The 11,047-nt window shown below is 59.1% G+C and carries 6 protein-coding genes; 3 read left to right on the top strand and 3 right to left on the bottom strand.

What is annotated here, in order from left to right; translation table 11 throughout:
• Nucleotides 1-858 precede the first annotated feature (858 nt).
• The gene (locus tag LAP85_28595; GenBank protein MBZ5500372.1) at nucleotides 859-1,029 is read right to left on the bottom strand and encodes a hypothetical protein; all 171 of its coding nucleotides are present in this window, start codon (nucleotides 1,027-1,029) and stop codon (nucleotides 859-861) included.
• A gap of 368 nt (nucleotides 1,030-1,397) precedes the next feature.
• On the opposite strand from LAP85_28595, the gene LAP85_28590 reads away from it, so the two are divergent.
• The 3 genes from LAP85_28590 to LAP85_28580 all read left to right on the top strand — a co-directional run bounded on the left by LAP85_28590 (nucleotide 1,398) and on the right by LAP85_28580 (nucleotide 9,425).
• Complete coding sequence (locus LAP85_28590) at nucleotides 1,398-5,612, top strand: DUF3857 domain-containing protein (protein MBZ5500371.1); 4,215 nt, start codon at nucleotides 1,398-1,400, stop codon at nucleotides 5,610-5,612.
• A gap of 860 nt (nucleotides 5,613-6,472) precedes the next feature.
• Nucleotides 6,473-6,808: a PadR family transcriptional regulator gene (locus LAP85_28585; protein MBZ5500370.1), complete on the top strand. Its 336-nt coding sequence runs from the start codon at nucleotides 6,473-6,475 to the stop codon at nucleotides 6,806-6,808.
• A 10-nt stretch (nucleotides 6,809-6,818) separates the two neighbouring features.
• Nucleotides 6,819-9,425, top strand: a complete 2,607-nt coding sequence (locus tag LAP85_28580; protein MBZ5500369.1) for an ADOP family duplicated permease — start codon at nucleotides 6,819-6,821, stop codon at nucleotides 9,423-9,425.
• 34 nt (nucleotides 9,426-9,459) lie between these two features.
• Here the strand turns inward: LAP85_28580 and LAP85_28575 are convergent, their stop codons facing one another.
• Nucleotides 9,460-9,609: a hypothetical protein gene (locus tag LAP85_28575; GenBank protein MBZ5500368.1), complete on the bottom strand. Its 150-nt coding sequence runs from the start codon at nucleotides 9,607-9,609 to the stop codon at nucleotides 9,460-9,462.
• Nucleotides 9,610-9,932: 323 nt separating this feature from the next.
• Nucleotides 9,933-10,841: a hypothetical protein gene (locus LAP85_28570; protein ID MBZ5500367.1), complete on the bottom strand. Its 909-nt coding sequence runs from the start codon at nucleotides 10,839-10,841 to the stop codon at nucleotides 9,933-9,935.
• Nucleotides 10,842-11,047: the final 206 nt, after the last annotated feature.

The raw sequence follows: 11,047 nt of genomic DNA, 5'->3' as shown, positions 1-11,047 counted from the left end.
CCAATCACGCAGGCTCGGCGGCAGCAGCAGGAGCTGCTCCGGACAGTAGGAACGATATGTTTTTGCCATGGAACATAAGGTAAATTTCTCGAGCCCGCCGATCAATAGAAATCAGACAATTCTCGGACGGACTCCTAGGCTTCTTTTTCTGGGCTGTATGCTCTCATAACTCAAAACGCCTGTGCAGGATAGCTAATCGGCAAGCGCATCGCTCTTGATTACTGCTGGCATTCCGTCGTCGATACTTACGCCCAACCCACGCTTTGTGTAGCAGACAGATACGATCTGTCCGGGGACGATTTCACCTTTGTCGGAAGGGAAGTGAACAGACCTGACCTCTATGTGGTCGCGAAGGCAATAGAGCACGCTCAGGATCGAGAGTTACCGGCCGTTAGGACTTACACGAGTTCAGATCGAATTGCGAATGAAATCATGACGTCTACGCCTAAATACATTTTCAATGTGAATACAACAGTTACGCATCCTGATTCTTCCCACGAACTGATTTGGTTGGAAGGCAACGAAGTCCGAGAGTTTACCCTAACAAGGAACCGGGGATCGTGGCTTATAACCGCCTTCCGCTATTGACTTGCCGATCATTATGGCCGAAGACGGCCTGACTGGAAACTGCGAGCTCCGCACCTCCGAGGCTCATTTCGCCTATAGAGGAGCTATACCGAAATTCCGTATCCCGCATTTCTGTTAGGAGTTATAGTCCTCGCCCGGACGAGATTTCAGGCAATGTTTCCCCGAGAGTTGATATAAGGCACCGTTATCAGCACCTGAGGGAGGAGACGCACCGAGGGGTAACGGCGGCCGGATCAGAATCCTGACTGGCCAAGAGACAGCTTGAACTGCCTATCCTTTCGGAGCGCCGGCGAGCCAGGACACGATCACGCCGATGGCCAGGCCGCCGAAGCCGAGCTGCAGAAAATGCAGCGGCGCCAGGAAGAACGTCGTAGCTACGGCGAACTTGCGCACGAAGTTGATAAAGTGAATCCTGCGCGTTTTCATGCAGACGCGAATCATGCCATGCAATCCCGCGCGGGCAAGGACGCGGCCGTTTTTTCCGCGGATTCCGGCGAGTGCGGCACTCGCCGGAGTGGTGCGGTGATTTTTCTGCGCCTCAAAGCAAAGAAACGCATATACTGTGGCCTGCTGCCCAACGATATGTATGGCGTGTGTGAAGGTCCTCCCCTCCCCCTGGCTGTAGGAGCAGCACGGCCCGGGACCTCTGCCGCATTCCGGTTGGATGATGCGTTGCGCCTGGCCCGGCCTCCCGCAAGCTGGCTTTGGAATGCCCAACGGCCCGGCGCCGACGCCATCCCGTTTAAGCTCTCAGATCGAAGCGGGCATGTGGGCGGGATTCGGTCTGTTCCACGAAGAGGTGTCTGCAGATGGTTGACACAGTCGGCGTCGCGCGATCCCGGTCTTATCGTCTTCTGTTCGTCGGCATCCTGGCCCTGGCGATCGGCCTCGCCGTGCGGCCGGGAGCCGGGCAATCGGGCAGCAACGAGCCCTGGCGGGCAGCCGCCTTTTCTTCCGATCCCAAGGCTCTATTGCGTGCCGCGCTCGCGCTTCCGGTTGCGGAGGGCACGGATGTCCTGGTCCTGAGCGATGAACACAGCTTCGTATACGAGGAAGACGGCCGCAGAACGAGCACCCGACGCCAGGTCTATCGTGTGATTTCGGCCGCAGGGGCCGAGGCATGGGCGGACGTGACGTACGAATGGCAGCCGTGGCACCAGGAGCGTCCCCTGATCCGGGCGCGCGTGATCACGAAGGACGGGGCCGTCCACAACCTGGATCCGAAGACGCTGTCGGAATCCGAGGTCGGCCGGCAACAGGACAAGATTTTCTCCGACCGACGCACCCTGAGTGGCCCGCTGCCGGCCGTCGCCCCCGGCTCGATCGTCGAGGAAGAGGCGGTCATCAGGGACAAGGCTCCATTCTTCGACCGGGGCGAGGTCGTGCGCATCCCCTTCGGACGCTCGATGCCGGTGCGCCAGACCCTTCTCAGCATCGACGCACCCCCCTCTCTGCCGCTGCATTACGAAGTTCACCTCGTTCCCGGCCTGCAGCCGAAGCGCACCGAATCGCGGGGCCGCGTGCGGCTTCTGTTCGAGCAGGGACCGCTCGAGGCCAATGTCGACCCTCCGGATTTTCTTCCTGCCGAAGAGCACCGTTATCCGAACGTGACTTTTTCAACGGGCTTGTCCTGGCAGGCCGTCGCCTCGCGCTATGCCGAACAGGTGGAAGCGCAACTCCGCGGAGCTGATCCTAGGACGCTCCTGGGCGAAGTTCCGGCGGGCGCGAAACCGGGCGCAGACACGGTCGGGGCCCTGGTCGCGCGGCTGCATGCGCAGGTGAGATACACCGGCGTGGAATTCGGGCAAGCGGCGCTCGTACCGCGCCCGCCGGCCGAGGTGCTGCAGCGGAAATACGGGGACTGCAAGGACAAGGCCGCCTTGCTGGTGGCCATGCTGCGAGCTGCAGGCCGTCCGGCCAACCTCGCGCTGCTGCTGACGGCGCCCTCCCACGACATCGATCCCGGGCTGCCCGGGATGGGGCGCTTCGACCACGCAATTGTCTATCTGCCGGGAAACCCGCCCGTCTGGATCGACGCCACCGATGACTACGCCCGGGCGGGAACGCTGCCACCGGCAGCCCAAGGCCGCCTCGCGTTGGTCGTCGCACCGGAAACCACAGAGCTCGTGCGCACAGCCGAGTCGAAGGCCCAGGACAACCGGACGACGGAAACGCGGGAGTTCTTCCTCTCCGACATGGGGCCGGCACGCGTGATCGAAACCACGGACGTCACCGGCACCGTCGAGAGCTCGTACCGCTCGGCATACGTTGACGCGGATACCAAGGAAAACCGGGACGTGTTGACGCGGTATGCCCAGCAGATCTATCTGACCAAGGAGGCCCCTAAAATTGTGTTTTCCGACGCGCACGATTTCACGCGTCCTTACCGGCTCCGGCTGGAAATCGCGCAGGCAAATCGGGGCTTCACCGACATGGCGGAATCGCTCGTGGCCGTTCCTGTCACAGACCTGGTAAACCGCCTTCCGCGGGAACTGCGTAATGAAGAAGCAAAGGCGGCCGAGGGTGAGGCCAAGGAAAAACCCAAACCGCCGCGGAGCGTGGACTGGCTGCTCGAGGAAGCATCCCTCGCCGAATGGAATTATCGAATTCACCCTCCGGTTGGATTTCGGGCTTCCTCGCTGCCCAAACCGGCGACGATCCGGATGGGGCCGGCTTCCCTGTCCCGTGAGTTTAAGGAGGAGGAAGACGGCAGCGTCACGGCAACGCTCAGGTTCGACATGGGCAGCCGGCGCTTCACACCTGCTCAGGCAGAGGAGCTGCGTAAAGCCATCCTAGCGCTCGGACAGGAGGATGTCCTTGCCGTCCGCTTTGCGCACCGCGGCTTTGCCCTGCTCGAAGCGGGAAACACACGGGAGGCGCTGGTGGAATTCCGTGCGCAGGCCTCCGCGAATGCAGCCTCCGCCGCCCCTCACGTGCGCATGGCGCGCGGCCTCCTGGCTGCGGGGCTCGGTGAGGCCGCGCGTGAGGAGGCGTGTGCGGCTACCGCAGCGGACCCGAAATCGGCGCTGGCCTGGAAAATCCTCGGATGGATCATGCAGCACGATGCCCTGGGACGCCGCTTCGGAAAGGGCTTCGACTACGAAGGCGCTTGGGCAGCGTACCGCAAGGCGGTGGAGCTGGATCCCGAGGATCACGAGGCGCAGGCCGACCTTGCCATCCTGCTCGAGCACAACGCCGCGGGGGATCGCTACGCCGCCGATGCGCATCTCGACCTGGCAATCGAAGCCTACCTCGCAATCAAGGAGGAGATCAAGGAAACCGAGCTTGCCAATAATCTCGCGATCGCCTATCTGCGCGCGAAGCGCTTGCCGGAGTGCCAGGAATGGCTCAAGGCCATGCCCGCGGCCCAGAAGCGGCGCATGTATCAGCTCATGGTCTCCGCCATGGCCGAGGGCGCCCCGGCCGCCATTAAGCAGGCAACCAAAGAGTTTCCCGACGAGGCGGCCCGCCGCACCGCATTGCGCACCGTGGCGTCGGAGCTGATCCAGATGCGCGAATACGCCGTCGGCGGGGAAATCCTCGCCTCCGCCGCGCGCGGCGCCGACAATGCCGCACAGATTCTGGGGCAGGCGGAGCTCTTTTCGAGGATAAAGCGCTATGAGGACATGACGCTCTCCCCGGACGACCCCAAGACAGCCGTCAAGCGTTTCTTCGCGCTGCTCCTGTCGCCAAACCCGTCGAGGGGTGAGTTCGCGTCCGTGATGGGCAGGATGGTGGCCGAGGAGCTGGACGATCCCGATGCGGAACAGCGGCGGATCGAGCTGACAGCGGGGATGAGGAGTTCGTTCCTCAACACCGGTTTGCCCTTGTCTGTCGGGCGCGACATCCTCGTCAACAACATGGAGATGTCGCAGGAAGGCGACTCCGCGACCGGATTCCGCATGCGCCTGCAGCTGCCCGCGGCCAGTCTGTCGGTCCTGGTCATGCGCGAGGACGGGGTTTACCGCGTCATTGATCTGCTGTCGGCGCCTTCCGCCGTGGGCCGGGTGATCCTCTCCCTGGTCGAGCGCAACGATCTCGAGGCCGCACGCAAATTCCTGGACTGGGTGCGTGAGGAGGTGACGCCTGCCGGCGGGGACGATCCCTACGCCGGGCGCGCATTCCCACGGCTTTGGCAGCAGGGGCAGAACGGGGATCGGGAAGCCATGCGCGTGGCCGCCGCCAGCCTGATCACCGAGGCGAAACATTCCCGCCAGGCGATCGAGATCCTGAAAGCGGCGCGCCCCAAGATGTCTGGCGAGGCCGCCGGCAGCGCCGTCGACATGGCGCTCGCAGCGGCGTATTTGGCCAGCGAGGATTTCGAAAATCTGCTCCGGACGACGTCCGGCCTCCTGCGCTCGGCTCCGAAATCCGCGACGGCTTTCCTCATGACGGTGCGCGCGCAGGTGCAGCTGAAGCGCTGGGACGAGGCGGCCGCCACCATCGCGGCGCGCCTCAAGATCCTGCCGGATGACCCGATTGCAATGCGTTCGGAGGCCGAAATGGCCGAGTGGCAGGATCGGTTCGACAAGGCCGTCGGCGGCCTGCAGCACCTGGCCGCGCTGAGCCGCGCCGGCGCAGGCGATTGGAACAACCTCGCCTGGGATGAACTCTTCCTCGAAACGCTGCCTGCGGAGGCCGCGGCACACGCCCAGAAGGCCGCCAGCCTGAGCCAGAATAACGATCCCTCTATCCTCCTAACGCTGGCCGCAGTCCTGGCAGTGTCCAGGCGGGCGGGCGAAGCCCGATCCCTCATGCTGCAGATCCTCGGCATGCGCGGCCTCGAGGAGCCGGACTCGAGCATCTGGCTCCTGTACGGCCTCATCGCCGAACAGTACGGAGAAAAGGAGGTGGCTGCGACCGCGTTTCGAAAAATCCAAGGGAAAAAAGCCGGGGAGCGCTCACCAAACTCCAGCTTCGAACTTGCTCAACGGCGCCTGAAGCGGCTGGCCAGCGCCCAGTCGGCCGCCCGACAGCAACCGGCCTATCCGCGAAATTCTCGCCCCGCTCCGCCGAGAATTTGAAAGGAAAGACTTGGACACCCAGAGCGCCGGGATAAACCGGCATGAAGTCGAGAATGAAAGAGTCTTACAGGATCGCATTGCCTTTTTGGAAGAGAAGTGAAACTGTGCCACTACCCAGCAAGGAAACCGGACCGATTTGGAAGAGTTGTTAGAGGGGTGTTAGATACGGGGCCAAAATCGGCCAAATTTGGGGGTTGTAATCTTGGCTTAAGTCAAATAGCATCAGTGGGCTGTGGGCGGTCAGCTCAGCTGGCAGAGCATCGGTTTTGCACTTCGTCCGAAGGGGGCTTAGCAAGTGCTTGAAAACACTAGCTAAGCCCCTTTATTACTTGGGATTAGTCATTCGCTTCATTTTGCAATGTTCTCTGTCATTTTTCCGCGTTTTTGCATTGTTATGGACACCATATGGACACCACAGTAACCGAGGGAACACTTACCGTGAGTGAGAGAGGGAGAGAGGGTCCAAGAGTCGAACGGGGACGTCGGGGGTAAGGGACGTAGCTTCCGGTAAATCCGTTTTACGTCCGCGTGAACCATAAGATCGCGAGCGCGCCGGACGTCGCGTGTCGTTTGGGCGCGATCTACAGCACAATCCGTCGGCTCGAAGCCAAGGGGCTGCTGCGGTCCTTCGCGCGCGGACCGGAGGAACCTCAACACCGGGCGATTTTGATGACCGACTCCGCCACAAGGCTAGGAGGCTCCTCTCTGCTCGTCCACTGACAGTCGGGCACCTGGCAAATGCACCGCGCTTACCGCATACATTGCTTTCTCTGCGACCTTCGCGCACCAGATGTGCGGACATAAGCCTTGACATTCTACATATCTGCGGCTTATAGATGTAGATTATCGAGGTATCCATCATGAATTCAGAAAAATCGGATCTCCTGCAGGGGACCTTGGACATGCTGGTTCTCAAGATCGTCGCCCTCGGACCGATTCACGGGTACGCGATCTCACAAAGAATTCAGCAGATCTCCCAGGACGTGCTTCAGGTTCAGCAAGGCTCGCTTTATCCGGCGTTGCACCGTCTCGAGAATCGACGATGGCTCCAGGCGGAATGGCACGACTCCGAAACGGGGCGAGAGGCGAAGTATTATTCCCTCACCAAAGCCGGCCGCAAGCAGCTCGAGCTGGAAAAGATGAACTGGAATCGCCTTTCGGATGCCATTGAACTGATCCTCCAGACCGCCGAATAGGAGCGCCGCAATGCGCCGTCTTTTGTTTCTCTTTCGAAGGGGGGGTGTGGAAAAACAGCTGGACAAGGAATTGTCCTTTCACTTGGAACAGCAGATTAAGAGCTACATCGCATCGGGGATGACTCCCGAGGAGGCCCGCCGCAAGGCCAGACTCGATTTCGGTGGCCTGGAACAGATCAAGGAAGATTGCCGCGATGTGCGGCCTGGACGCTGGATCCAGGACATCGGCCGCGATCTTCGCTTCAGCGCCCAGATGATGCAGCGCAGTCCGGGATTTACGCTGCTGGCGGTGCTGACCTTGGGCGCAGCTCTGGCCGTGGCCGCCGTGATGTTCAGCATAGTCGACGGCGTGCTGCTGAAACCTCTCCCGTTCGATAACCCGGATCTGCTTGTCCGCTTGACGCCGAGAGGCAGGTTTTCATCGTCGGAGTTCGTGGACTCCGTAAAGGCAAGTCAGTCGATCGACACAATTGTCGCCGTGACCGACAGAAGTGGGATTCTCGCCGGCAGGAGCTATCCCGAGCGAATAAACGCGACAGAAGTGACTCCCGGATTTTTCACTCTGTTCGGAGCCAAACTTGTACTGGGAAGGGGACTGGATGAAACGGCTGCCGCTAGCTCCGCCGGCTCTGAAGTCGTGCTGAACGAGGCACTATGGAAGCGGCGGTATGGCGGGGACAAAAGCCTGATCGGCCAGAGCGTCACCATCGACGGCCGCCCATATACCGTTGTCGGGGTATTGGGCGCAGTGTACTGCTCGACTCCATTTGAGGAGATGTTCTCTAACAGCGATTGTTGGTTGCCTCGCGCACTTGATCCAGAGGCACTCGACCTATTCTCGGTCCTTTGGGTCGGGCGCATGGCCAAAGGCACTACGTTGAAGCAAGCACAAGCGGAAATGGATGTGATCGTCAGGCGAACCAACAACGCGCTGGCTGGTCCAATTCCCCCGAGCATCCTGATCCGCTCGCTCCAGGAGATGATGGTTGAAAACGTGCGCCGGCCGCTGTGGATCCTCTTCCTTGCGGTCATATCGGTGCTTCTGATTGCCGCAGCCAACATCGCCGCGGTGCTGCTGTCGCGCGCCGCCGTGCGCAGAAAGGAAATGGCCATCCGGTCCGCGTCCGGAGCCTCGCGCTGGCGCATGATAAGACAGCTACTAACGGAATGCGTTCTCCTCTGCCTGCTGGGTGGAGCTTTCGGACTGCTGCTTGCCACCTTCTTGAAAAATGCCATTACTTCAACCGCCCCGCCGTTGTTTCTTCCGCCGGTAAACGAAATCGAGCTCGATCTGAGAACGTTTTGTTTCACTCTGTTGTCCGCCTTGTTGATCGGGCTCTTGTGCGCGATCATCCCTTCTTTGCGCGCCACCGAAGGCCGCATGGCGGAGGCGCTCTCGGAGGGGGCCCTGGTTCCCGGAGGCCGGAACCGCGGCCGGCTCGGCAAGGGGCTCGTGAGCGCACAAATTGCCCTGGCTCTGATGCTGCTCGTCGTAGCCGGCCTTGCAATACGCACATATGCACGGTCGGTTTGGGGAGGATTGGGCTACGATCCCTCCAATGTCCTTATGGTGGACCCTCGGCCGCCGGCCTATAAGGCCGAATATCGCGGGCCTAATTCAAGGGCTGCCTATGCCAGATTCTACGAGTCCGTGCTCGAACGGTTCCGCAGGATTCCAGGCGTGGAGCATATAGCTATGGGTCCATTTCGCGGGAATGTAATCGGGAGGTTTGAGATAGACGGGAGGAGGCAATCCATCTCTATAGCCGCGCCAACCCAGGACTATTTTCAAACCCTCAGGGTTCCCTTGATTTCCGGGCGCTTATTGCAGCCGTCCGACTCAGCCGATGCGCCTCCTATCGCCGTTATCAACCAGGCGGCTGCGCAGAAATTCTGGCCGGGTGCGAATCCTGTGGGGAGGCGGATCTCGACGGTGCCGCGCGGTAAAGCAGGAATTTCACGGCAGATTCAGATCGTAGGCGTGGTCGGTGATATGAGGAAATCCGGCGATGAGATTACGTCTGCCGTCGTGTATGTCCCAAAGGCCCAGGCTGAAAATCAGCCTGTCTCTGAGGAGATGTTGGTGCGCTCGAAACTGAACCTTGAAAACCTGATGACAGAACTGCGAACCGCCCTTCAGGAATTCGATAAGGATGCTTCCTTTGGTGAGATCATCACTGTGAAACAATACGTGGCCCACCTATATTCTCCTAGGACATTCTCCCTGTTCCTGATTACGCTTTTCGGTGGTCTCGCATTTGTTCTGGCTACGATTGGGATCTATGGCACTATCGCGTATTCGGTATCCCGGCGCACGCATGAGATCGGCATCCGCATGGCCGTCGGCGCTCAGCGGATCCATGTGCTCAAGCTCATCCTGAAGCAGGGGCTTGCGATGCTGCTGATCGGCGAAATCGTGGGACTGGCCGGTACTCTGGTATTGAGCAGGCTTCTGTCCCGGGGGCTCCTAGCATTCTTTTTGGGAATCGACGAGTTTGACGTCTTTGCCGTTCTCGTCGTGTCATTGTCCTGGGCTGTCGTGTCAGTTGTGGCCTGCTGCATTCCTGCCCTGCGCGCCACCCGCATCAACCCGCTTCAGGCTTTGCGATACGAATGAGACGAAGGGACAGTCATCACTTTCCCTCGTCGAATCACCTGGGACCGCGCGTCTTGCGCACAATCCCCGTGATCACCGTACCGGCACCTATCAGACAGTTCTCCGTTTTAGATTTGATGAAGAGCGTATAGTCGTTAGCGTTCATCGGAAATGCCTCGGCAACTTCTCTTTGCTCGTATCCCATCGTTTTCTGCGCCGAGGCATTTCCGATGAACGCTAACGACTTACCGCCCGGCATGCGATAGACAGGCTTCTAAGTCCTTAAATATTCAGCATTTTGCGCTAAGGCACGCATACGCAAACGGTTCTTTAAAACAGCCATTATCGTCCCCAACTCACATTTTGGCGAAATTGGAAACGCGATCCTCGTGGTCTCAAATCTGAACAAATCATGTTTCGGATCAGGGTGCGGCAAAACGGATCGCAAAATCCGGCGACCCCGAGAAGGCAGATATCTATATCACTCGAATTCGCAACACTAACCAAGAGACTGAACACGCTGACACGCTATTTGCCTGCAGCCGTCGATTGCCGGAGAGTGAGTTCTTTCTGTTGGTCGGCCCAACCGGTAAGCAAAGTGTTGAGAGCCTTAGTTTTTAGAGCCCTGTCAAAATAAGCGATGGCTACATCCCATTTCCGCGTCCGACGATACAATTCACCCAGCAGGTATAGGTGCACTGCTCGTTTCCCCTCATCAGTTTCGTTTCCCAGAATTCGTTCGTAGCACTCAATCGCACGTTCTTGGAATCTTGTCTCAATAGCGGTTGACTCCCGAACGAAAGTATCCAGCTTTGCAAAAAGTTGAACGGATAAAAGGGGACGCAACCGTTGTAAGACGTTTTCTGCGTCAAGGTTTTCGCCGTGGTCGCAAAAAAGAATGAGAGCGGTCAAGCCGACGAGGGGCGCCGACGTCGCGTCGGCACTGTCAATTGAGCCGAGAAGACGATGAGCTTCCTTGATTTCTAAGTCTGCGCGGTTGCCGTTTTCTACCGATGGGGGGACTTTGACTTCCTTAGCACCCCATTCCTGCAACGACTTCATAAGATCATCGCCGAGTAGTTCATAATACCTTCGCGAAACCCGAACGCTCCATGCCGCCGCTAATTCGAGGTCGCCAAGCCGCTCATCATCTCCATGTTTAAGTTGGTGCAGTTGACAGATGAGATCCCACTTAACCCATGGGGGCACCTGGTTAGATGTCATGCCCCGTTTGATGGGAATAGCCGGGACGAGCTTTTTCCCCGCAAGGATCTGCTTCTTAAGCGCCGGGTCGATTTGACCAGGCTTCTTGAAGTCCTGTTCGGTCCCGGCAAAATAGCATTTTGTACAAACGATCGGAACAATTGACAGCGGATGATCACCAACGGGCCGCTGAAGCAGGTCGCGATCGAGCCCGCCAAAATTGTTACTGGACATTATCGCTAGTGCCTTGCCCTTGTTGCCGCAAATAGGGCACTTGAAATCAATGGACACAGTCGTCGTAGTATGGTGTACCCCAAAAACTGGACAGGTGATTAAGGTGTAAAATCGCTGCCGCCTCGGAGGAGCGAGCGATGAAAAGAGAGCGGAAGCGGTATGATGGGACACTCAAGGCCAAGGTAGCGGTGGAAGCGATCAAAGGC

It is taken from the genome of Terriglobia bacterium (genome assembly GCA_020072565.1).
Classification (GTDB): Bacteria; Acidobacteriota; UBA6911; order UBA6911; family UBA6911; genus JAFNAG01.
This window is presented reverse-complemented; position numbering and strand designations above follow the sequence as displayed.

Excerpts from the sequence above, each read along its gene's own strand:
- LAP85_28595 (MBZ5500372.1), bottom strand. The coding sequence starts at position 1,029 with ATGATTCGCGTCTGCATGAAAACGCGCAGGATTCACTTTATCAACTTC.
- LAP85_28590 (MBZ5500371.1), top strand. The coding sequence starts at position 1,398 with ATGGTTGACACAGTCGGCGTCGCGCGATCCCGGTCTTATCGTCTTCTG.
- LAP85_28585 (MBZ5500370.1), top strand. The coding sequence starts at position 6,473 with ATGAATTCAGAAAAATCGGATCTCCTGCAGGGGACCTTGGACATGCTG.
- LAP85_28580 (MBZ5500369.1), top strand. The coding sequence starts at position 6,819 with ATGCGCCGTCTTTTGTTTCTCTTTCGAAGGGGGGGTGTGGAAAAACAG.
- LAP85_28575 (MBZ5500368.1), bottom strand. The coding sequence starts at position 9,609 with ATGGGATACGAGCAAAGAGAAGTTGCCGAGGCATTTCCGATGAACGCT.
- LAP85_28570 (MBZ5500367.1), bottom strand. The coding sequence starts at position 10,841 with ATGTCCAGTAACAATTTTGGCGGGCTCGATCGCGACCTGCTTCAGCGG.